Source organism: Ochrobactrum teleogrylli (genome assembly GCF_037482325.1).
In the GTDB taxonomy this organism is placed as follows: Bacteria; Pseudomonadota; Alphaproteobacteria; order Rhizobiales; family Rhizobiaceae; genus Brucella; species Brucella teleogrylli.
This window is the reverse complement of record NZ_JBBHKQ010000001.1, coordinates 1999392-2020396: the sequence shown is the minus strand read 5'-3', so window position 1 is coordinate 2020396 and position 21005 is coordinate 1999392. Positions and strand designations below refer to the sequence as shown.

Here is a 21005-nt window from a genome sequence, read left to right as displayed (position 1 = left end):
CGGCTTGTCCGGGCAGCGTGAGTGACGACTGCGCATCGAGAGGCTAGCGGTTTGGCGGCATCAGGAACGAACACGGACGGAAAAGACGGTACGCTCGTGCCGATGGATTCGCTGTGGCAAAGCGATGCCGAACGGGCTCAAAGCGAGCCGTCCTTGCTGATCGACGTGCAGGGCTTTGAAGGTCCGCTCGATCTTCTGCTGCATCTGGCGCGCAACCAGCGTGTTGATCTGGCGCGTATTTCCGTTCTGGCGCTGGCCGAGCAATATCTCGAATTCGTGGAGCAGGCCCGGGCGTTCCGGCTGGAGCTGGCCGCCGATTATCTCGTGATGGCGGCGTGGCTCGCTTATCTGAAATCCAAGCTGCTGATTCCAAAGCAGCAAGGGGATGATGGCGAGACCGGCGAAGAACTTGCGGCATCCTTGCAATTTCGTCTGAAACGGCTGGAGGCAATGCGCGATGCCGCAGCCGCTTTGGTCAATCGCAGCCGGCTGGGGCGCGATGTCTTCGCGCGCGGCATGCCGGAAGTGGTGATGGTCGATCGCGCCAGCCAGTTTTCTGCCTCGCTATACGATCTTCTGACGGCTTACGCTTCCCAAAGGCAGCGGCAAGCCGTGACGAATGTGCAGATTACCAAACGTGCCGTCTGGTCGTTGAAAGAAGCCCGTGTCGCATTGGTGCGCCTGATGGGTGGCGATATCGGCGACTGGATTTCGCTCGACCGTTTTCTCATCGACTATGCGCTGTCGCCGCAGGAAAGGGCGTCGGCGCTCGCAAGCTCCTTTGCCGCCAGTCTGGAACTGGTGCGTGAAGGCAAGCTTGAAGTTCGCCAGAATGCGCCGTTCGAGCCGATTTATATGCGGGCCAAGCCCGGTTTAAGCGAATTTGACGAGGACGAGGATGTCTGAGGCCGAACGCCCGCTGGCGGAATTCGAGATGGATGATGAATTTGAGGAAGCACAGCTTCCGGCAAATGGACTGGCCGATCTGGCGCGCATCGTCGAGGCGATCATTTTTGCTTCCGCCGAACCAGTGTCGGAGCGCGCCCTTCAGGAACGCCTGCCGCCAAGAGCCGAGCTTGCTCCGATCTTGCAGCATCTCCAGAAAGTCTATGAGTCGCGTGGGGTGCATCTGGTGCAGGTCGGTGCGGCCTGGGTGTTCCGTACCGCGCCCGATCTCGCTTTCCTGATGAGCCGTGAGGCGGTGCAGCAGCGCAAACTGTCGCGAGCTGCAATGGAAGTGCTGGCGATCATTGCGTATCACCAGCCGGTCACGCGCGCTGAACTCGAAGATATTCGCGGTGTCGAAACGTCGAAAGGCACGCTGGACGTGTTGATGGAAACCGGCTGGATCAAGCTGCGCGGGCGTCGCCGCACGCCGGGCCGTCCGGTCACCTATGGCACGACGGAATCGTTTCTCGACCACTTCGGGTTGCCGGAAATCCGCGATCTTCCGGGTCTGGAAGAATTGCGCGGGGCAGGGCTTCTTTCCGCCCGCATGCCTTCAAGCTTTGCTGTTCCGGTGCCGAATATCGATCCGGATGAGCTAACCGACGAAGAAGAGCCGCTCGAGGATATCGATCTTGAAGGCCTCGGCCTGCTGGCTCCTAAAGGGTGAAATAGGCCCAATCTCGTCATGATCCACAATTCGCTGCACATAAAGAGGACACATGCGACGAATAAAATCGTCACATCTGCCTTCACAGCTATACTTCCGTTTGAAAGATTGCTTGAAAGCGCTTAAATCACTATCGACATTGCAGGAACAGGCTGCGTTTAAGCAGCGATGAGAGGAATGAAATGGGTAGCTTTTCCATCTGGCACTGGCTGATCGTTCTGGCGGTTGTGCTGCTTCTTTTTGGCCGCGGCAAGATTCCCGAGCTGATGGGCGATGTTGCCAAGGGCATCAAGAATTTCAAGCAGGGCATGAACGACGAAGACGCTGCCAAGGACGCTGGGGATGACGGTCGCACGATCGACGCCAAGGCGGAAGAAACCGTCAACACCGTCAAGAAAACCACCAAGTCCTGATCTATCGGATCAAGAATGCTGCGTATCGCGATGGATACGCAGCATGTTTGTCATCTGTAAAAGTGCGGTTTTCCGCCGAAAGACGGGACGCGCGCGCATTGCGCGGGGTATAAAATGCTCGATGTCGGTTGGTCTGAATTGCTGGTCATTGCGATCGTGATGATCGTTGTCGTCGGCCCCAAGGATTTGCCGAAGATGCTTAGAGCCTTCGGTAAGGCGACGGCGCGCATGCGCGCGACAGCCAACGAGTTTCGCAACCAGTTCAACGAAGCCTTGAAAGAGGCGGAACTGGAAGACGTCAAGAATATCATCGACGAAACACGCAAGCTCGATCCGCGCTCCAAGCTGACGCAGGTTTTCGATCCGATTCGAAGTGCAGGCGAAGACCTGAAATCGAGCATCAAATCCTCGACCTCCATGTCGCCTGCGACGCCTGACAAGGTTGCGGAAGTGACCACACCGGTCGATTTGAGCGGAACGCCTGTTCCTGTATCTGCGCCGGTTCAGGCAGACACTGCCCCGGAAAAGCCTGCCAAGGCTGCGCGGGCGCCCCGCAAAACGGCGGCAAAAGCTGCGCCAGCGGCACCGAAGGTGACAAAGGCCAAGGCCGAGACGACAAAGCCTGCGGTCGCGAAACCTGCTGCTGTCAAAAAGCCTGCTGCAAAACCGGCTGCGGTGAAATCCGCGGCAAAGAAAGCGGCGGATACAGCAAAGCCAGCCGCCGATAAGGCGGTTGCTCCTGCCAAAAAGACCACCAAGAAGACAGGAACCAAAGCGTGACCCGTGACGAGGATGAAATCGAGCAGAGTGCTGCACCTTTGCTTGAACACCTGATCGAACTGCGCCGCCGCCTCATTTGGGCAATCCTGGCATTTTTCGTGGCATTCGTGTTCTGCTTTGCCTTCGCAAAGCATCTCTTCAATCTGCTTGTGGTGCCTTATCAATGGGCCATCGACTGGGCAGGCATGGACCGCTCCAAGGCCGAGCTGATCTATACCGCACCGCAGGAGTTCTTCTTCACGCAGGTGAAGGTGGCGATGTTCGGCGGTATTGTGCTCGCATTCCCGATCATCGCAGCGCAGATCTACAAGTTTGTAGCGCCGGGGCTTTATAAGCACGAGCGTATGGCGTTCCTGCCATTCCTCATTGCATCGCCGCTTCTGTTCCTGCTGGGCGGCGCGCTCGTTTATTTCTTCTTCACCCCGATGGTGATGTGGTTCTTCCTGGCCATGCAGCAGACGGGCGGCGCGGGGGAAGTGCAGATTTCGCTTCTGCCGAAGGTCTCGGAATATCTGAGCCTCATCATGACGCTCATTTTCGCTTTCGGTCTGGTTTTCCAGTTGCCGGTCATCACCAGCCTCATGGCGCGTGTTGGTCTGGTGACTTCGGCGGGCCTGAAGGACAAGCGTAAATATGCGATTGTGATCGCCTTCGTCGTGGCCGCCGTTCTGACGCCGCCCGATCCGGCGAGCCAGATCGGTCTTGCCTTGCCGACGATCCTTCTCTACGAGATTTCCATTATCGTGGCTCGTATGATCGAGAAGAAACGCGACGAAGCAGAGAACGCAAAAGAAGCTGAAAACGACGCTTCTTCCTCCTGATCGTAGACTACGATTTCCGCTGGCCGCAGCTTTTGCGGCCCGCTTGTACTCAAATTTCACGAAACGGCTTTTCCCATGCTCGACATCAAATGGATTCGCGAAAACCCTGAAGACCTCGATAAGGCGCTTGCAAAGCGCGGGGCAGGGCCGCTCTCGTCCGAACTGATCGCGCTCGACGAAAAGCGCCGCGAAAATGTCGGCAAGGTTCAAGCCGCACAGGAACGTCGCAATGCCGCTTCGAAGGAAATCGGCAAGGCGATGGCTGAAAAAGACACCGCCACCGCCGATAAGCTGAAAGCGGAAGTAAACGAGCTCAAGAATTTCCTCGCTCACGCTGAGGAAGAAGAGCGTCGGCTGGTCAAGGAACTGAACGACGCGCTGTCGACAATACCGAATGTTCCGCTTGGCGATGTGCCGCTTGGCAAGGACGAAGCCGACAATGTCGAGGTTCGCCGCGTCGGCAATCAGCGCAATTTCTCCTTCCAGCCAAAGGAGCATTATGAGCTGGGCGAAGCGCTCGGCATGATGGATTTCGAACGCGCCGCGAAAATCGCCGGTGCGCGCTTTACGATTCTGAAGGGCGGTCTGGCGCGTCTTGAGCGTGCGCTTGGTCAGTTCATGCTCGACCTCCACACGACGCAGCATGGCTACACCGAAACCATGCCGCCTTTGATGGTGCGCGATGAGGCCGTTTATGGCACCGGCCAGCTGCCGAAATTCTCGGAAGACCTGTTCCGCACCACGGATGGGCGCTGGCTGATTCCGACGGCGGAAGTGCCGCTGACCAATCTGGTCGCCGACGAAATCGTCGATGTGAAGACCCTGCCGCAGCGCTACACCGCGCTGACGCCTTGCTTCCGTTCGGAAGCCGGTTCCGCCGGGCGCGATACGCGCGGCATGTTGCGCCAGCACCAGTTCCAGAAAGTGGAAATGGTGTCGATCACCGATGCAGAAAGCTCGATTGCCGAACATGAGCGCATGACGGCTTGCGCCGAAGAAGTGCTGAAGCGTCTTGGACTGCCGTTCCGCACCGTCGTGCTTTGCACCGGCGATATGGGCTTTGGCGCGCAGAAGACCTACGATATCGAGGTCTGGCTTCCAGGTCAGAACACCTATCGCGAAATCTCCAGCTGCTCGGTCTGCGGTGATTTCCAGGGTCGCCGTATGAATTCCCGCTATCGCCCGGAGGGCGAGAAGTCCACGCGCTTCGTCCACACTCTCAACGGGTCTGGCGTTGCGGTCGGTCGCGCGCTCATTGCCGTCATGGAAAATTACCAGCAGGAAGATGGCAGCATTCATATTCCTGAAGCATTGCAGCCATACATGGGCGGCCTCACGCGCATTGAAAAGGCTGCGTGATTCAGGATCTCAATAATTAAAGCAGGAGTGAAGACGTGCGAATTTTGCTGACGAACGATGATGGTATCCACGCTGAAGGCCTCGCAGTTCTGGAGCGAATCGCACGACAGCTCTCGGATGATGTCTGGGTGGTTGCGCCGGAAACCGACCAGAGCGGTCTGGCGCATTCGCTGACCTTGTCGGAGCCGCTGCGCCTGCGCCAGATTGACGATACCCATTTCGCGCTGCGCGGCACGCCGACCGATTGCGTCATCATGGGCGTCCGTCATGTGCTGCCGGGTGCGCCGGACCTCATCCTGTCCGGCGTCAATTCCGGTGCGAATATCGCAGACGACGTGACCTATTCGGGCACCGTGGCCGGTGCGATGGAAGGAACGCTGCTCGGCATTCGCTCCATCGCCCTGTCGCAGGAATATGATTATGAAGGCGACCGCCGGATAGTTCCTTGGGAAACAGCTGAAGCGCACGCGCCAGACCTGATCCGTAAGCTGGTCGCAGCCGGTTGGCCGGAAGGCGTTCTGCTGAACCTCAATTTCCCGAATTGCGGTGCGGATGAAGTGCAGGGCACCCGCGTGACGGCGCAAGGCAAGCTTAGCCACGATGCGCGTCTTGATGAGCGCCGCGACGGTCGCGGTTTCCCGTATTTCTGGCTGCGGTTCGGTCGCGGCAAAGCTCCGGTCGCCGACGACAGCGATCTGGCCGCCATCCGCTCCGACTGCATCTCGGTCACGCCGTTGCACCTCGACCTGACGGCGCATAAGGTTCGTGCAGAACTGAGCTCTGCGCTTGGTCTTGAAGCTTGAAGCGGGGGGAAGCATGAGGCAGGCAACGTCTGAGCGGCCAAGGCTTTCGGACCGGGAAGGATTTGCATCCTTCGTCTTGCGCATGCGCGCGCGCGGCATTGATGATCCGCGCCTCTTTGCGGCCATTGAAGCGACCCCACGCCAGAGCTTTCTTGCTTCGGCGTGGTCGCATCTGGCTTATAGCACCCGCACGGCGCCACTCGATTGCGGCGAATATATCGAAGGCATTGACGATCAGGCGCGTGTGCTAGCCGCGCTCAAGCTGGAACCCGGCCATCGCGTGCTGGAAATCGGCACGGGATCGGGCTTTACCGCCGCTGTCATGTCATTGCTGTCCGGTCGTGTGACGACCGTAGAGCGTTATCGCAAACTCTGCGACCATGCCTTGCAGCAGTTCGTCTCGCTCAAGCGTGAGAACATCATGGTCAAGCATGCCGATGGACGGCATGGCATGCCGGGCGGGCCGTTCGACCGAATCATTCTCTGGCTGGCTTGCGAGGAAGTGCCGCGTCATTTCGTGGAGCTGCTTGCAACGCATGGGGTTCTCATCACGCCGATTGGTCCCGGTGACGGCGAACAGATCGTGACGCGAATCTCGAAGGTTGGCAGCCGTTTCGAGCAGGAAAACCTGATGGCTGTTCGCTATCAGCCCTTCATTGAAGGCGTTTCCTCGGTTCTTTGAAGATTCACATTTTCCAATCTACCCGTCATGTGTTTCAGTGCCCACCGATGATGGCCGCGCGCCAATGCGGGCTTATGGTGTTTAATTGGTGAATCTTTTTCCAAAGTTGGGCCGTTCTTAACCAGCGAGTAACATTAACGCGCTTTAATCGTCTTACTGAGTTTCGAGTATGGACGAGTTGAACATGCGTTTCCCAATTTTGCATCATACGTCCGAACGTCTCCTGCGGAATGTCGCAATTGTTCTGATTGCCGGCTTTGGAGCCGGGTGCAGTTCCGATACGATGCGTTTCACAGACGGCATCTTTACCGGTTCGACGTCCAATCAGCGCGTTGCGCAACAGCCCGCAGGCGATGTTTATGCGTCCGCCCCAATAGCGCCAGCCCCGCGGGTTTCCAGCGGAACGGTACAGCGCAATTCCCTTCCGGCGCCTTCTGCGGTGTCTTCCGCTCCGATGGCGGCACCGGTCGCCGCAGCGCGCCAGTCGGTTCAGGCACCAGTCGCTGCGGCATCAACGCAGATGCAGAACCAGGTTGGTCAGGCCCGCGATATGACGGCCAATCAGGTCAATGGCGCAGAGACCCGCGTGGCAAGCGCTGCCACGACGACCCATAATGCCGTGAACGGCACGAAGGAAAAGGTTCTGGGCCAGCTTCCGGCAACGCCGGGGCAGGGTGCCCCGCGCCCGACGGACAACAACATAGCTGTTGTCCCCGCAGTCCCTTCGGTTAACGGCAAGAAATCTGCTGCCGCAACCGATCTGGCATCGGCTGGCGCGAACACGGCAACGCCGCCTGCACCAAAGGGCGGCTATACGGTCCAGAGCGGCGATTCGCTGTTCTCTATCGCACAGAAGCACAACGTTCCGGTTGACGACCTGAAGAAGGCCAACGGCCTGTCTAACGGCGCAATCCGCGTCGGCCAGACGCTGGTGATCCCGGCAGCCGGTGCTGCTGCTGTAACGCAAGTTGCCGCTGTCACGCCGCAGCCCGCAAGCCCGGCCAAGGCTGTTGCCGCAGCGCCGGAAGCGGCTGGAAGCGTCAAGCCTTATACGCCGCCGCAAGCGAGCAACAAGGTGATCGAGGATGCCGAGAAGGATCAGGCCGCAGCGCCTTCTTCCACCGGTATTTCTCAGATGCGCTGGCCGGTTCGCGGTCGTATTCTGGCGAGCTTCGGTCAGCGTGAAGGCACTGCTGTCAGCGATGGCATCGATATCATGGTTCCGGAAGGAACCTCGGTTAAGGCCGCTGAAAACGGCGTCGTCATCTATGCTGGCGACGGTTTGAAGGAATTCGGTCAGACGGTTCTGATCCGTCACGACAACGGTCTTGTCACGGTCTATGGCCATAACAGCCAGATACTGGTGCAGCGCGGCCAGAAGGTTCGTCGTGGCGAAGATATCGCAAAGTCCGGCATGAGCGGGAATGCGAAGTCGCCGAAGCTGCACTTTGAAGTGCGCAAGAATTCCTCGCCGGTCAATCCTTCCAAATATCTGGAAAGCTGATTGCGCTGAGAGATGTAAATCAAAAGGCGGGCCGAAAAGCCCGCCTTTTTCTATTCTTACATTGCAACGCCGAGGCGGCCAGCAAGGTCCTGCACATATTGCCAGGCCACGCGCCCCGAGCGGTTGCCGCGCGTGGTTGACCATTCCAGCGCTTCCGCGTGAAGCTTGGCTTGATCGTAGTTCAGTTTGAAATGGGCTGCATAGCCGTCAACCATGGCGAGATAATCGTCTTGGCTGCACTTATGGAAGCCGAGCCAAAGGCCGAAGCGGTCCGACAGCGAAACTTTCTCTTCAATCGCTTCCGACGGGTTGATCGCCGTGGAACGCTCATTGTCGATCATGTCACGCGGCATGAGGTGGCGGCGGTTCGATGTTGCATAGAAGATCACATTGCCCGGACGGCCCTCGACGCCGCCTTCGAGCGCGGCTTTGAGCGACTTATAAGACGTGTCGTCATGGTCGAAGGAAAGGTCGTCGCAGAACAGGATGAAGCGATATTCCGTATCCTTGATCATGTTCATCAGCGTCGGCAGGCTGTCGATATCCTCGCGATGGATTTCGATCAGCTTAAGCGGCTTCTGGGACGTGAGTTCGGCGTTAACGCTGGCCTGCGCGGCCTTCACCAGCGAGGATTTGCCCATGCCGCGTGCGCCCCATAGCAAAACGTTGTTTGCCGGATAGCCATTTGCGAAGCGGCGGGTATTGTCTACAAGCTGGTCGCGCACCAAATCTACGCCACGGATCAGGGAGATATCCACGCGGTTAACCCGCTTCACCGGATCAAGCGTCAATCGTTCCGGCGCCCAGACAAAACAGTCTGCGGCGTCGAGGTCCGGCGTTTTGGCTTCTGGTGGTGCGATACGTTCGAGCGCGGCGATCAAACGGTCCAGTTTCTGGCTGAGTATGTCTTCGGTCGTCATTTCCATGCCCCTAGTGGTGTCTGAACGGCTTAACATGTCACAGCGGAGGCGAAAAGTGTGCGACCTTGGCGCAGGCGGGATGATCGTCGGTTGCATTTGGCGCGCCAACCATTGTAATGCCCTTAACAAATTGTCTTTGAGACTTCAGAGGAGTTCCTAATGTTCGTAACACCGGCTTTCGCTCAAGCACCTGGCGGCGGCGCTTTTGGCCCAGACATGCTCATGAGCATTCTGCCGTTCATCCTGATCTTCGTCATCATGTATTTCCTCATCATCCGCCCGCAGCGGACCCAGATGAAGAAGCGTCAGGAAATGCTGAACGCAGTGCGCCGTGGCGATACGGTTGTCACCGGCGGCGGCATCGTCGGCAAGGTGCAGAAGGTCGTCGACGACAATGAAGTCGAAGTCGAAATCGCCGAAGGCGTTCGCATCAAGGTTCTGCGCAGCACCCTGATGGATGTGCGCGTCAAGGGCGAACCAGTCGCCGATAATAAGAACAAGTAATCTCTTTTTGAGATGATACGGGCTCCGGTAAGCATTCACTAACCGGAGCCCGTGCAATATTCGGTCGGCGCGACCTTTGTATGCGCGCATGACCCAAGGCCGGAGAGCGGTGCGCATTCGTACCCCGGCATGCCCTATCCAGGCCAAAACGGGCCAAGCTGAAACGGAATTGCTGCTCTATGCTCTATTTTTCACGCTGGAAATCGGCCCTGATCTGGTTGGCGGTTCTCGTCAGCTTCGTCATCGCTTCCCCTAATTTTTTCTCGCGTGAAACGCTGGCGAATCTGCCCGGTTTCCTGCCGAAGAAGCAGGTCGCGCTCGGCCTTGATCTTTCCGGCGGCTCCCGCCTTGTTCTGCAGGTTCAAAATGCAGGCCGCAACGATCTGGAACACAGTGCCGAGATCATGCGGCAGCGGCTGGAGGAACTGGGTTACGGTCGTCCCGTTGTGGAAACCGAAGCGCGCAACCAGATTCGCGTCGAAGTTCCGGGCCTTTACGATGCGCAGCTTCTGAAAGACATTCTGAGTATTCGCGGCGATCTATCATTCCACGCTGTGGATGATTCCGTTTCGCCGGATGACGCCATTCGCGGCGCGCCCCCGGTGGGTAGCGAAGTCGTCTATTCCTATGACGATCCGCCGGTCGGTTATCTCGTCAAGAAACAGCCCGTTCTCACCGGCGCGAATATCACCGACGCGAAGGCCACGCTTTCTTCCGATGATAATGAACCGGTTATTACCCTGACCCTTGATGACGCGGGCCGCAAAGGTCTGGCAGAGCTGACCGCCAATGCGACGGGCAAGAGCTTTGCCATCGTGGTCGATAATCAGGTCGTGTCTGCGCCGGTCATCAGCGAGCCGCTCGATACCAACGAATTGCAGATTTCAGGCGCCTTCGATTTGCAGGCTGCCAACAATATGGCCGTGGTTCTGCGTTCCGGCACGTTGCCACAGGCTGTGACCGTGCTTGAAGAGCGCACCATCGCCTCGGCACTTGGCGAGGATTATGCCAGCGCTGCCGTGACGGCTGCACTTCTGGCCGCACTTCTCGTCGGCCTGTTCATGGTGCTGTCCTATGGCGTTCTTGGCGTCATCGCCATGGTCGCGCTTGTGGTCAATATCATCATCTTGACTGCGGTGATGTCGCTGATCGGCGCTTCCATCAGCCTCGCCAGCGTTGCCGGTCTGGTGCTCATCATCGGCATGGCGGTTGACGCGAATATTCTGATCTATGAACGCGTGCGCGAAGATCGCCGCAAGGGCTATTCCGTCGTGCAGGCGATGGAATCCGGTTTCTACCGCGCTCTGTCGACCATCATCGACGCCAATCTGACAACACTCATTGCCGCATTGGTTCTGTTCCTGCTCGGTTCCGGCACGGTGCATGGCTTTGCTTTGACCGTCGCGGTTGGTATTGGCACGACGCTGTTCACCACGCTGACTTTTACCCGACTGCTGATCGCCCAATGGGTGCGCACGGCAAAGCCGAAGGAAGTGCCGAAGCGCCGCCTCAAGCTGGTGCCGACGGTGACGCATATTCCGTTCATGCGCCTTCAATTCATTACGCTCGGCATCTCCGTGCTGGCCTGCGCCATCGTGGTGGCGCTGTTTGTGAATATCGGCTTCAACTACGGCATCGATTTCCGTGGCGGTTCGATGGTCGAGCTTCAGGCGCGCAGCGGTGACGCCAATCTGGAAGATATTCAGGACCGTCTCTCCGAACTAAATATCGACAGCGCCCGTGTTCTGCCCGCCAAATCGGCGCGCTCGGCGCTTGTGATCATCGGCAGCCAGGAAGTCGGTGATGACGCCGAACAGACGGTCGCTGTAAAACTGCGCGGTGAGTTCGAACAGGATTATTCGTTCCAGCGTGTGGAAGTCGTCGGCCCGACGGTTTCCGAACAGCTGTCGCGCGCCGGTATTCTGGCCGTTGTCCTGTCGCTAATCGGCATTTTCATCTATGTCTGGGTGCGGTTCCGGTGGCAACTGGCGCTTGGCGCCGTGCTATCGACCCTGCATGACGTGGTTATTCTCGCAGGCATGTTCATTGTCTTCCGCATGGAATTCAATCTGTGGAGCGTCGCGGCAATCCTGACGATCATCGGCTATTCGCTGAACGATACGGTCGTGATTTATGACCGCGTTCGCGAAAACCTGCGCCGCTACAGCAGCGCGCCGCTGCCTGCGATCATCGATGCCTCGATCAACCAGACCCTGTCGCGTACCTTGCTGACGTCTTTCGTGACGTTCCTCGCGCATATTCCGCTTTACGCCTTTGGCGGCGCGGATATCCGCATGTTTGCGCTGGCGCTCAGCGTCGGCATTATTGTGGCGAGCTATTCGTCGATCTTCATCGCCGCACCGCTGCTGGTTCAGTTTGGACTGAAGCCGCGCGGGCCTGAGCAGGATGAGGAAATGGGCGACGAACTTGCACAGTCGCTCAATCTGGAAAGCTGAGAATGGCCAAGGGAATAGAAATACGCGAAGCGCATTTTCCGGGGCGCGCGCCCATTGATGCTTATGGCGATGGTGGTTTTCGTTTCGCCGAAATGTCGCATCGCGGTTCGATCCTGTGTCTGCCCTCCGGTATTCACGGCTGGAAGCCTGCAATGCCGCCGGTGCTTTCGCGGGCCGATCTGGAGCTGATTCTGGAGCAGGCTTCGGATATTGAAATTCTGCTGGTTGGAACCGGAATGGATCTGCGGCGTATTCCAGAAGACGTGCGCGCTGTTTTGCGCGAGCATCGCATTTCATCCGATCCGATGAGCACAGGTGCTGCCGTGCGGACCTATAATGTGCTGCTGGCGGAAGATCGCGCGGTTGCGGCGGCGCTTATTGCAGTAGAATAACGATCATGAACCAGAATGAGGCACATTGCCTGGCGCTTCTTCGTGAGGCTGACCGGGACCGTTATCTGTCGGTGCTCTATGCGCCGGAGGATAAACGCGGCGGGCTGGCGGCACTCTATGCCTTCAATGCGGAAGTGGCGCGCATTCGCGATCTTGTTCATGAGCCGTTGCCGGGCGAAGTACGTCTGCAATGGTGGCGCGATCTGATCAATGGCGAGGCGAGGGGCAGCGCTGATGCGCACCCGGTTGCCGCTGCTCTGGTCGAAACAATCGACAAATACGAGCTTCCGCGCTCCGCTTTCGACAATTATTGCGAGGCGCGTATCTTCGATCTCTATGACGATCCGATGCCAAGCCGTAACGATCTGGAAGGCTATTGCGGTGAGACCGCTTCGGCAATCATTCAGTTAGCCGGCTTTATTCTGGATCGTGACGCCGCGCAGGCGCAGAGTGAAACCGCCGGTCACGCGGGCGTTGCGCAGGCGACGACAGGCCTGCTTCGCCTATTGCCGATTCATCGCCGTCGCGGCCAGCTCTATGTTCCAGCCGACATGCTGGCATCGGTCGGCGTGACGCGCGAAGCATTTTTTGCCAACGACGATCCGTCGGCTTTTGAGCGCGTGGCCAGCGTCATGCTGGCACTGGCGCGGGAACATCTGGCGATTTTCGATAAGGCAAGGGCGACATTGCCAAAAAGCCTTGCACCAGCATTTTTGCCGATGGCCATCGTGCCAGCTTATCTGAAAGCGATTGAACGCCTTGGCGGCAGGGCGGCAGAACGGACAGCCGATATTTCGGCTATCCGTAAGCAGTGGCTGATGCTTCGCGCCAATTTCTGACCGTCAGGCCAGCTGTTCCAGCCATGTGCGGAAATCTGCAAGCGCGCGGGCGGAAAGCGCACGCTTCTTGGCGATGGTCTTTTCCTTGCCACGCAGACGCTTGCCTTCTTCCTTCGGCACTTCGACCGGCGGAAACAGACCGAAATTGACATTCATCGGCTGGAACGACCGCTTGCCAGGCTCGGCATCGTCAGCGACGATATGGCCGCCGGTGATGTGCCCAAGCAGTGCGCCAAAGGCGGTTGTCGGCGGTGGCGGGACGGCAGCATTGCCCAGTCGCTCCGCAGCGGTGAACCGACCGGCAAGAAGGCCGATGGCCGATGATTCGACATAGCCCTCGCAACCCGTCACCTGGCCGGCAAAGCGCAGTGTCGGACGCGACTTCAGGCGCAGCACGCTGTCGAGCAGCACGGGGGAGTTCAGGTAGGTGTTACGATGCAAACCGCCGAGGCGCGCGAATTCGGCATTTTCCAGCCCGGGAATCATCTTGAAGATGCCGGTCTGTGAGCCGTATTTCAGCTTCGTCTGGAAACCGACCATGTTGTAGAGCGTGCCAAGCGCATTGTCCTGACGCAGTTGCACAACCGCATAGGCCTTGACGGTCGGGTTATGCGCATTGGTCAGGCCCATAGGCTTCATCGGGCCGTGGCGCAGCGTTTCGGGTCCGCGTTCCGCCATGACTTCAATCGGCAGACAGCCATCGAAATAGGGCGTGCCTTCCCATTCCTTGAATTCCGTCTTGTCGCCTTCGACAAGCGCCGCCACGAACGCCTCATACTGCTCCTTATCCATGGGGCAGTTGATATAGTCCTTGCCGGTGCCGCCGGGGCCGACCTTGTCGTAGCGCGACTGGAACCAGCAGACATCCATATTGATCGAATCGAAATGCACGATGGGCGCAATCGCATCGAAAAAGGCGAGTGCATCGGCATCCGTTTCCGCAGCGATGGCTTCGGCAAGCGACGGCGCGGTCAGCGGGCCGGTGGCAACGATGGTCGTGCCCCATTCTTCCGGCGGCAGGCCGGTGACTTCCTCGCGCTTGATGGTAATCAGCGGATGAGCCTCAAGCTTTTCGGTTACGGCTTGCGCAAATCCCTCGCGGTCCACAGCAAGCGCGCCGCCCGCCGGAACCTGATGTGCATCGGCGCAGGCCATGATGAGCGAGCCTGCAAGGCGCATTTCCGCATGCAGTACGCCGACAGCATTGGTTTCGGCATCATCCGAGCGGAATGAATTGGAGCAGACGAGTTCGGCCAGTTGTTCGGTCTTGTGCGCATCAGTGCCGCGCACGGGACGCATTTCATGCAGCACGACAGGAACGCCTGCCTGCGCAATCTGCCAGGCGGCTTCGGAGCCAGCGAGACCGCCGCCAACGACGTGAATGGGGGTGAGATCGGATGTGTTTGTCATGGTCCTTCCCATATCGCCTTTGCTGGCGGCCATCAATGGGCGAGCAAGGTCCAGAAAAACAAATGGCATCCGTCGCGGGAGGAGGTGCGACGGATGCCATATGGAAAGACCGGATTGGGAGGAGGAGAACCGGTCTCGTTGTCGCTAAGCCTGGGAGGAGGATGGCTTGGCAACAAACCAGGGCTGGCGGGAGGAGGATCCAGTCCTGGTGGTATTCACAGCGCGAAACTTCAATCTGAAATTTTCATCGAAAGGCGTTCAGCGTAGTGCAATCGTCGCGAACAGCTTTTCGGTCTTCAGCTTGATGCTTAGCGAGCCTTGCTCTGACGAGCGACGTAAGGGATGTCGGCGCGGGAGATGCCGAGATCGTTCAGTTCGCGAGTCGAAAGCTGGTTCAGTTCGCTGACGGTTTCACGGTAACGGCGCCAGTTGTTGTAAGAGCGAAACAGGTTCATGATCTTAATCCTTCAATGTGCGATGCTATCGCTTGGGTTCAATTCATCTCTTTTGTTGCCCATGATATAAGCTATTGTTTTTGCAAGTTGCAGAGCCGACTTTGCATAGCTGCCTTGCGGTTCCTGCACGACGCTTTAAATCGATTGGACTGTTCCGGCACAAAATTGCCGCAATGCGATTTGATCGGGTGGTTTGCTGGTTGCGAAGTTTCTTATATGTTCTCAACCGGTTGCGGTTGCGACCGCCATCTCAGTTCGTTGACCCGGGAGTCATTTTGTCTTTTTCAATCTCAGTGGAGCGCCTGGTTGAGCGCTGGCAGCAGGAAGGGCTGATCGATGCGGTTACCGCGTCGCGCCTGAATGCGGATCTTGAAAAACGAGCCACGGGTTTCAGCTTGGGTGCGGTGCTCGCCACGCTTGGCGGTCTGCTTCTGGGCGCAGCCGTCATCATGCTGGTTGCCGCCAACTGGCAGGATATGCCGCGCCTGATGCGGATCGGGATGGTGCTTGCACTTATCTGGATCGGCTATCTCGGCGGCGCATGGCGACAGGCGAGGGGCGACAAGGTGTTCTCGTCCGCTCTTTATGTCGTCGGTGCCGCATCCTTCGGCGCAGGTATCGCGCTTGTCGGGCAGATGTATCACGTGTCCGGCGATGTTCATTCCGCCGCCGTCTACTGGACCCTGGGCGTGCTTGCGTCAGCCTTCCTGCTGCGTGCGCCGGTTCTGGCTGCATTCGGTGCAGGCGTTGCGTGTTTTTATCTTTCGACATTCGTGTTTGACGGCACATCGGCTGACAATGGTGAGCTGGCCTATCGCTGGATCGGTCCGCTTCTGTTGCTGGTCGGCGTCGGTGCAGCACTCCTCACGCGTTCGCGCCATGCCGCCCATCTCTGGGCCCTGTTCGCAATCGGCTGGGCCTTGCTGGTTTACGTTCAGAATGAAAACGACGTGATCCTGTGCCTCATGATTGCGGTCGGCATCGCGTTGATGCTGGCGGATGCATTTGCACATGACACGATGGAGCGGCTCACCCGCTTCGCGCAGCCGCTGGCTTCTTATGGGCTGATGCTGGCCCTGCTGTCGCTTGGCATTCTGCAGCTCAATCATATGTTCTCTTCGTCAGGCGGCTCTGCCTCGCTCGATCAGGATGTTCTTTATAGTATGCTGATCCTCGGCCTATCGATTGGCGCTATCGCCCTGTGTGGTCGCGACAATGGCGGACTGCGCTCCATCGCCTATGCGGCGTTTTCGTTTCAGGTGCTTTATCTGGCATTCACGACCGTGGGCACGATGATCGGTACGTCGGGCTTCTTCCTGACCGCAGGCGTCCTCGTGCTGCTGCTGGCGGCCTTTGTCCGCCGGATGGAACGGCGGTTCGGTAAAAAACGCGAAGCGGGGAACCAGTCATGAGCAGGAAGTGGCTTTATATTGGTGCTGCCGTCTCCGCCTTGCTGCAGAGCGGCATTCTTTATGCGGGTATCGAACAGCGCGCATCCATATTGCGTTCAGGCCATGAAATCGTGTTGCAGACCGAGCCGGTCGATCCGCGCGATCTGATGCGCGGCGATTACGTCATCCTCGGCTACGCAATTTCCAGTGTCATGGGCAAGGATGTGCAGGGTAAACCCACGGGCGAACCACGAACGGTCTATGTGGCGCTAAAGCCGGATGCAGAAAAGCTATGGCATTTCTCGCGGGCGGCGCTCAGCCCGTTCACCGATCTGGCGCCGGATGAAGTGCAGATTCGCGGCCAGTCGACTTATCCGGTTTCGGGCTATCCGGATCAGACCATCCGCCTCAATTTCGGCATCGAACGCTATTATGTTCCTGAAGGGCAGGGTCGCGATATCGAGATCGGGCAACGTGAAAGCCGGATTTCCGTTGTCGTTGCTGTCGATGACAGCGGCACTGCGGTCATCAAGGCTTTGCGGGACGAAGGGCGGCAACTCTATGAAGAACCGCTCTATTGATCGGTTTTCCAGCGGTTTCGCCACTCTTATATTGCCGCGTCAAGCTGAAGTTTATCTCAGGCTTGGCATGCGCGGAATGATCGCTATATAGAGGGGCAGAGTGCCGGAAGCGTTTCGTCTTGCCAAACCCGGAAAATCTATACCGGGAAGGCGGCTTTTTTCCTTTGAACCGGGAAAATTGGATGATATAGAGACGCGCGCTTTCGAGGGCAGTTCAAGATCTGAGACGAATTTGGTGCGTTCTTAAAGAATGCGCTTCGGTTCAGAAGCGGATATGGCGAAATTGGTAGACGCACCAGATTTAGGTTCTGGCGGGAGACCGTGGGGGTTCGAGTCCCTCTATCCGCACCAACTGCCATAAGGCCAAAGAATTTCTCTCCCGCGTCTTGAGGCAAAATGCCGGAAACGGCGGGACAATGACAAGAAGTGAAGGTTTGAACATGCAGGTTACCGAAACGCTCAATGAAGGGCTGAAGCGCGAGATTAAAGTCGTGGTTCCGGCCGGAGATCTCGAAGCCAAGCTCGTTGAGCGGCTCGATACCGCGCGCGGTCGCGCCAAGATCAATGGTTTCCGTCCGGGCAAGGTGCCTGCCGGTCACCTGCGCAAGATGTATGGCCGTTCGTTCATGGCCGAGATCGTCAACGAAATCCTGAGCGATTCGTCGCGTTCGGTTCTCGCAGACCGTAACGAAAAGTCGGCCACCCAGCCTGAAGTCATCATGTCGGAAGACGAAAAAGAAGCCGAAAAGGTTCTCGACGGCAAGGCCGATTTCGTTTTCTCGCTGAACTACGAAGTTCTGCCGGCAATCGAAGTCAAGGATTTCTCCAAGATCGCCGTGACCCGTGAAGTCGTCGACATCACCGATGAGGAAGTCGATGAGCAGGTCAAGCGTATCGCTTCGTCGACCCGCACTTTTGAGACCAAGAAGGGCAAGGCCGAAAACGAAGATCGCGTCACGATCGACTATCTCGGTAAGCTCGATGGCGAGCCGTTTGACGGCGGCGCCGACAACGACGCACAGCTGGTTCTCGGTTCGGGTCAGTTCATTCCGGGCTTCGAAGAACAGCTTGTTGGCGTCAAGGCTGGCGACGAAAAGGTCATCAACGTGACTTTCCCGGCTGAATACGGCGCAGCGCATCTCGCAGGCAAGGAAGCCACCTTCGACATCAAGGTCAAGGAAGTTGCCAAGCCGAACGAACTCGAACTCAACGACGAAACTGCGACGAAGCTCGGCATCGAGTCGCTGGAGCGTCTGCGTCAGGTTGTTCGCGAACAGATCGAAAGCCAGTACGGCCAGATCACCCGCCAGAAGGTAAAGCGCCAGATTCTCGACGCTCTGGACGGCGATTATCAGTTCGAAACCCCGCAGAAGCTGGTTGACGCTGAATTCAACAACATCTGGCAGCAGATCAACTTCGACCTGCAGCAGGCTGGCCGCACCTTCGAAGACGAAGAAACCACGGAAGAAGCTGCTCGCGAAGAATACCGCAAGCTCGCTGAACGCCGCGTTCGTCTCGGCCTCGTTCTCTCCGAAATCGGTGAGAAGGCTGGCGTAGAAGTGTCGGAAGAAGAACTGCAGCGCGCCGTTTATGACCAGGTTCGTCGCTATCCGGGCCAGGAAAAGGAAATCTACGACTTCCTGCGCAAGACGCCGGATGCCGTGGCTAACCTCCGCGCCCCGATCTTCGAAGAAAAGGTCGTCGATCATCTGCTCGCCAACATCAACGTGACCGACAAGAAGGTCTCGAAGGAAGAGCTGACGGCTGAAGACGAAGACGGTTCGGAAGCAAAGCCTGCAAAGAAGGCTGCACCGAAGAAGAAGGCCGCTCCTAAGAAGAAGGCCGACGAAGACAAGTCCGAAGAGGCTTAATCTTTTCTATCTAGCGAATTTGGAACTGGCCGCGCATTGCGCGGCCTTTTCCGTTTCAACCCACGGATAAACGGCTGAAAAGCTTGCATCCATGGGGGCTTTGCTCTAGCCAGTAATCAATCCGTTTTTAGCTCAATCAGAATATTTGCGAGCCAGCATGTCCCTTATTGATACGCGCATACCGGAACCGAAACGCTTCATCTCCGGCGCCACCGGCGACTGGGAAGTCGTCATCGGCATGGAAGTCCATGCGCAGGTCACGTCCGAGTCGAAGCTGTTCTCCGGCGCTTCCACGTCGTTTGGTGCCGATCCGAACGCCAATGTGTCTCTGGTGGATGCCGCCATGCCGGGCATGCTGCCGGTCATCAATCTGGAATGCGTCAAGCAGGCCGTCCGCACGGGCATCGGTCTCAATGCCCAGATCAATCTGAAGTCGGTGTTTGACCGCAAGAACTACTTCTATCCCGATCTGCCGCAGGGCTATCAGATTTCGCAGTTCAAGCAGCCGATTGTCGGCGAGGGCAAGATCATGATTTCGGTCGGCCCCGACAATAAGGGCCAGTTCGAAGATGTGGAGATCGGCATCGAGCGCCTGCATCTGGAACAGGACGCGGGCAAGTCGATGCACGACCAGCATCCGACCATGTCCTATGTCGATCTGAACCGCTCTGGCGTGGCGCTGATGGAAATCGTCTCCAAGCCGGACCTGCGCTCGTCGGATGAAGCACGCGCCTACCTCACCAAGCTGCGCACGATTGTCCGCTATCTCGGCACCTGCGACGGCAATATGGACGAAGGCTCCATGCGCGCCGACGTCAATGTTTCCGTGCGTCGTCCGGGTGGCGAGTTCGGCACACGTTGCGAAATCAAGAACGTCAACTCGATCCGCTTCGTTGGTCAGGCCATCGAATATGAGGCCCGCCGTCAGATCGCCATTCTGGAAGATGGCGGTTCGATTGATCAGGAAACGCGCCTGTTTGATCCCGTGAAGGGCGAAACCCGTTCGATGCGCTCCAAGGAAGAAGCGCACGACTACCGCTATTTCCCAGACCCGGATCTGCTGCCGCTCGAATTTGATCAGGCCTTTGTCGATGCGCTGGCTGCCGAACTGCCGGAACTGCCGGATGAAAAGAAGCAGCGTCTGGTCGAAAAGCAGGGCATTTCGATCTACGACGCCTCTATTCTGGTCACGGAAAAGGCGATTGCCGACTATTACGAATCTGTCGCTGCCGGTCGCGATGGCAAGGCTGCGGCCAACTGGGTCATCAACGATCTGCTCGGCGCGCTCAACAAGGCGGGCAAGAGCATCGAGGAATCACCGGTCAGCCCGGAACAGCTCGGCGCGGTGATCGATCTCATCAAGGACGGCACGATTTCCGGCAAGATCGCCAAGGATCTGTTCGAAATCGTCTGGAACGAAGGCGGAGACCCGAAGAAGCTCGTTGAAGAACGCGGCATGAAGCAGGTCACCGACACCGGCGCCATCGAAAAGGCTGTTGACGATATCATTGCGGCCAACCCGGACAAGGTCGAACAGGCCAAGGCCAAGCCGACGCTGGCCGGCTGGTTTGTGGGACAGGTCATGAGGGCGACGGGCGGCAAGGCCAACCCACAGGCTGTTAATGATCTGGTTAAGGCCAAGCTCGGGATCGAGGAGTAATGTGGGTTCGAAGCGCCACCGAGGCCGATCTGAAGGCAGTGCACGAACTGCTGGTTTCGACCTGGCACGCGACTTTCGACGACATTCTGGGCCGGGAGATGGTCAACGCCGTCACCGGCCAGTGGCACAGTGTTGCCGCGCTGAAAGCCAATCTGCGCAAGCCTTATTCGGAATTCATCGTCGCCGATAACGGCGAGGGTGGCATTGATGGTATGGCCTTCGCCAGCCAGTCCGAGGAAGGCAAGGTATCGCTGCACCAGCTTTATGTGCGCCCCGACGTGCAGGTTCAGGGCGTCGGCACGATGCTGCTTGCGGAAATCGAAATGGCTTTCCCGGATGTGCGCACGATCAAGCTCGAAGTCATCGAGAAGAATGCCAAGGCGGTGAGGTTCTACGAACGCAAGGGCTATGTCACGGTCGGGCGCAACGAAGATTGGGGCGATCCGAATTGCAAGGAACCCGTTCTGGTCATGGAAAAGTCGCTCGAGGGCTGGAGCGTGTGACGCTCTTCATACTCTTGTGACAGCGGCAACTTGACCCTTGCCTTGA

Annotated in this window: 21 protein-coding genes and 1 tRNA gene; 19 read left to right on the top strand and 3 right to left on the bottom strand. The window is 57.9% G+C overall.

The features are described from left to right. Nucleotides 1–51: 51 nt before the first annotated feature. The 9 genes from WIX40_RS09420 (at nt 52) to dipM (ending at nt 7977) form a co-directional block, all read left to right on the top strand. Nucleotides 52–906 carry a segregation and condensation protein A gene (locus WIX40_RS09420; protein ID WP_121535964.1) on the top strand — a complete coding sequence of 285 codons (855 nt, stop codon included), beginning with the start codon at nt 52–54 and terminating at the stop codon, nt 904–906. Then, nucleotides 899–1615, top strand: a complete 717-nt coding sequence (scpB, locus tag WIX40_RS09415) for an SMC-Scp complex subunit ScpB (RefSeq protein ID WP_121535967.1) — start codon at nt 899–901, stop codon at nt 1613–1615. Before WIX40_RS09420 ends, scpB begins: the two co-directional genes overlap by 8 nt. Nucleotides 1616–1797: 182 nt before the next feature. Beyond that, the gene (locus WIX40_RS09410) at nt 1798–2028 is read left to right on the top strand and encodes a twin-arginine translocase TatA/TatE family subunit (protein ID WP_109368860.1); all 231 of its coding nucleotides are present in this window, start codon (nt 1798–1800) and stop codon (nt 2026–2028) included. 114 nt (nt 2029–2142) lie between these two features. After that, nucleotides 2143–2808 carry a Sec-independent protein translocase protein TatB gene (gene tatB, locus WIX40_RS09405; protein WP_121535970.1) on the top strand — a complete coding sequence of 222 codons (666 nt, stop codon included), beginning with the start codon at nt 2143–2145 and terminating at the stop codon, nt 2806–2808. After that, entirely contained in the window at nt 2805–3629 is an 825-nt protein-coding gene (gene tatC, locus WIX40_RS09400) for a twin-arginine translocase subunit TatC (protein WP_109368862.1), read from the top strand. Before tatB ends, tatC begins: the two co-directional genes overlap by 4 nt. A 75-nt stretch (nt 3630–3704) precedes the next feature. Beyond that, nucleotides 3705–4988 (top strand): serine--tRNA ligase, encoded by a 1284-nt coding sequence (serS, locus tag WIX40_RS09395; protein WP_121535973.1) that lies wholly within the window; start codon nt 3705–3707, stop codon nt 4986–4988. Between the two features lie 35 nt (nt 4989–5023). Further along, on the top strand, nt 5024–5791 hold the full coding sequence (gene surE / locus WIX40_RS09390) for a 5'/3'-nucleotidase SurE (protein ID WP_121535976.1): 768 nt from the start codon (nt 5024–5026) through the stop codon (nt 5789–5791). 13 nt (nt 5792–5804) lie between these two features. Continuing rightward, nucleotides 5805–6473 (top strand): protein-L-isoaspartate(D-aspartate) O-methyltransferase, encoded by a 669-nt coding sequence (locus tag WIX40_RS09385; RefSeq protein WP_109368865.1) that lies wholly within the window; start codon nt 5805–5807, stop codon nt 6471–6473. Between the two features lie 169 nt (nt 6474–6642). Further along, a complete protein-coding gene (gene dipM, locus WIX40_RS09380; RefSeq protein ID WP_121535979.1) occupies nt 6643–7977 on the top strand; it encodes a cell division endopeptidase DipM in 1335 nt (444 codons plus the stop codon). Between the two features lie 56 nt (nt 7978–8033). On the opposite strand, the gene WIX40_RS09375 is transcribed toward dipM, so the two are convergent. Continuing rightward, a complete protein-coding gene (locus WIX40_RS09375; protein ID WP_167836026.1) occupies nt 8034–8897 on the bottom strand; it encodes an ATP-binding protein in 864 nt (287 codons plus the stop codon). Nucleotides 8898–9056: 159 nt separating this feature from the next. Here WIX40_RS09375 and yajC point away from each other — a divergent pair, with 159 nt between their 5' ends. The 4 genes from yajC (at nt 9057) to WIX40_RS09355 (ending at nt 13088) form a co-directional block, all read left to right on the top strand. Continuing rightward, entirely contained in the window at nt 9057–9401 is a 345-nt protein-coding gene (yajC, locus tag WIX40_RS09370) for a preprotein translocase subunit YajC (protein ID WP_109368868.1), read from the top strand. Nucleotides 9402–9580: 179 nt separating this feature from the next. After that, complete coding sequence (secDF, locus tag WIX40_RS09365; RefSeq protein ID WP_109368869.1) at nt 9581–11857, top strand: protein translocase subunit SecDF; 2277 nt, start codon at nt 9581–9583, stop codon at nt 11855–11857. Nucleotides 11858–11859: 2 nt separating this feature from the next. Continuing rightward, nucleotides 11860–12249: an Mth938-like domain-containing protein gene (locus WIX40_RS09360; protein WP_109368870.1), complete on the top strand. Its 390-nt coding sequence runs from the start codon at nt 11860–11862 to the stop codon at nt 12247–12249. Nucleotides 12250–12254: 5 nt separating this feature from the next. Continuing rightward, nucleotides 12255–13088 carry a phytoene/squalene synthase family protein gene (locus WIX40_RS09355; RefSeq protein ID WP_121535985.1) on the top strand — a complete coding sequence of 278 codons (834 nt, stop codon included), beginning with the start codon at nt 12255–12257 and terminating at the stop codon, nt 13086–13088. A gap of 3 nt (nt 13089–13091) precedes the next feature. Here the strand turns inward: WIX40_RS09355 and trmFO are convergent, their stop codons facing one another. Together trmFO and WIX40_RS09345 are read right to left on the bottom strand one after the other, a co-directional pair. Further along, nucleotides 13092–14498, bottom strand: a complete 1407-nt coding sequence (trmFO, locus tag WIX40_RS09350; protein WP_109368872.1) for a methylenetetrahydrofolate--tRNA-(uracil(54)-C(5))-methyltransferase (FADH(2)-oxidizing) TrmFO — start codon at nt 14496–14498, stop codon at nt 13092–13094. Nucleotides 14499–14806: 308 nt separating this feature from the next. Then, complete coding sequence (locus WIX40_RS09345) at nt 14807–14953, bottom strand: DUF1127 domain-containing protein (protein WP_078338506.1); 147 nt, start codon at nt 14951–14953, stop codon at nt 14807–14809. A 275-nt stretch (nt 14954–15228) separates the two neighbouring features. Between WIX40_RS09345 and WIX40_RS09340 the strand changes: the two genes are divergently transcribed. The 6 genes from WIX40_RS09340 (at nt 15229) to WIX40_RS09315 (ending at nt 20959) form a co-directional block, all read left to right on the top strand. Beyond that, entirely contained in the window at nt 15229–16365 is a 1137-nt protein-coding gene (locus WIX40_RS09340; RefSeq protein WP_121535991.1) for a DUF2157 domain-containing protein, read from the top strand. Continuing rightward, the gene (locus WIX40_RS09335) at nt 16362–16925 is read left to right on the top strand and encodes a GDYXXLXY domain-containing protein (RefSeq protein WP_121535994.1); all 564 of its coding nucleotides are present in this window, start codon (nt 16362–16364) and stop codon (nt 16923–16925) included. Before WIX40_RS09340 ends, WIX40_RS09335 begins: the two co-directional genes overlap by 4 nt. Nucleotides 16926–17193: 268 nt before the next feature. Beyond that, nucleotides 17194–17276: transfer RNA gene (locus WIX40_RS09330), tRNA-Leu, on the top strand. Nucleotides 17277–17365: 89 nt separating this feature from the next. After that, complete coding sequence (tig, locus tag WIX40_RS09325; protein WP_268967053.1) at nt 17366–18796, top strand: trigger factor; 1431 nt, start codon at nt 17366–17368, stop codon at nt 18794–18796. Nucleotides 18797–18953: 157 nt separating this feature from the next. Next, entirely contained in the window at nt 18954–20456 is a 1503-nt protein-coding gene (gene gatB / locus WIX40_RS09320) for an Asp-tRNA(Asn)/Glu-tRNA(Gln) amidotransferase subunit GatB (RefSeq protein WP_121536000.1), read from the top strand. Further along, nucleotides 20456–20959 carry a GNAT family N-acetyltransferase gene (locus WIX40_RS09315; RefSeq protein WP_121536003.1) on the top strand — a complete coding sequence of 168 codons (504 nt, stop codon included), beginning with the start codon at nt 20456–20458 and terminating at the stop codon, nt 20957–20959. The genes gatB and WIX40_RS09315 overlap by 1 nt, the downstream gene beginning before the upstream one ends. The last annotated feature ends 46 nt before the right edge of the window (nt 20960–21005 follow it).

What these genes read in the sequence shown, in the direction of transcription:
- scpB (WP_121535967.1), top strand. Translation starts at nt 899, where the DNA reads ATGTCTGAGGCCGAACGCCCGCTGGCGGAATTCGAGATGGATGATGAA.
- WIX40_RS09410 (WP_109368860.1), top strand. Translation starts at nt 1,798, where the DNA reads ATGGGTAGCTTTTCCATCTGGCACTGGCTGATCGTTCTGGCGGTTGTG.
- tatB (WP_121535970.1), top strand. Translation starts at nt 2,143, where the DNA reads ATGCTCGATGTCGGTTGGTCTGAATTGCTGGTCATTGCGATCGTGATG.
- serS (WP_121535973.1), top strand. Translation starts at nt 3,705, where the DNA reads ATGCTCGACATCAAATGGATTCGCGAAAACCCTGAAGACCTCGATAAG.
- WIX40_RS09385 (WP_109368865.1), top strand. Translation starts at nt 5,805, where the DNA reads ATGAGGCAGGCAACGTCTGAGCGGCCAAGGCTTTCGGACCGGGAAGGA.
- dipM (WP_121535979.1), top strand. Translation starts at nt 6,643, where the DNA reads ATGGACGAGTTGAACATGCGTTTCCCAATTTTGCATCATACGTCCGAA.
- WIX40_RS09375 (WP_167836026.1), bottom strand. Translation starts at nt 8,897, where the DNA reads ATGACGACCGAAGACATACTCAGCCAGAAACTGGACCGTTTGATCGCC.
- yajC (WP_109368868.1), top strand. Translation starts at nt 9,057, where the DNA reads ATGTTCGTAACACCGGCTTTCGCTCAAGCACCTGGCGGCGGCGCTTTT.
- secDF (WP_109368869.1), top strand. Translation starts at nt 9,581, where the DNA reads ATGCTCTATTTTTCACGCTGGAAATCGGCCCTGATCTGGTTGGCGGTT.
- WIX40_RS09360 (WP_109368870.1), top strand. Translation starts at nt 11,860, where the DNA reads ATGGCCAAGGGAATAGAAATACGCGAAGCGCATTTTCCGGGGCGCGCG.
- WIX40_RS09355 (WP_121535985.1), top strand. Translation starts at nt 12,255, where the DNA reads ATGAACCAGAATGAGGCACATTGCCTGGCGCTTCTTCGTGAGGCTGAC.
- trmFO (WP_109368872.1), bottom strand. Translation starts at nt 14,498, where the DNA reads ATGACAAACACATCCGATCTCACCCCCATTCACGTCGTTGGCGGCGGT.
- WIX40_RS09345 (WP_078338506.1), bottom strand. Translation starts at nt 14,953, where the DNA reads ATGAACCTGTTTCGCTCTTACAACAACTGGCGCCGTTACCGTGAAACC.
- WIX40_RS09335 (WP_121535994.1), top strand. Translation starts at nt 16,362, where the DNA reads ATGAGCAGGAAGTGGCTTTATATTGGTGCTGCCGTCTCCGCCTTGCTG.
- tig (WP_268967053.1), top strand. Translation starts at nt 17,366, where the DNA reads ATGCAGGTTACCGAAACGCTCAATGAAGGGCTGAAGCGCGAGATTAAA.
- gatB (WP_121536000.1), top strand. Translation starts at nt 18,954, where the DNA reads ATGTCCCTTATTGATACGCGCATACCGGAACCGAAACGCTTCATCTCC.
- WIX40_RS09315 (WP_121536003.1), top strand. Translation starts at nt 20,456, where the DNA reads ATGTGGGTTCGAAGCGCCACCGAGGCCGATCTGAAGGCAGTGCACGAA.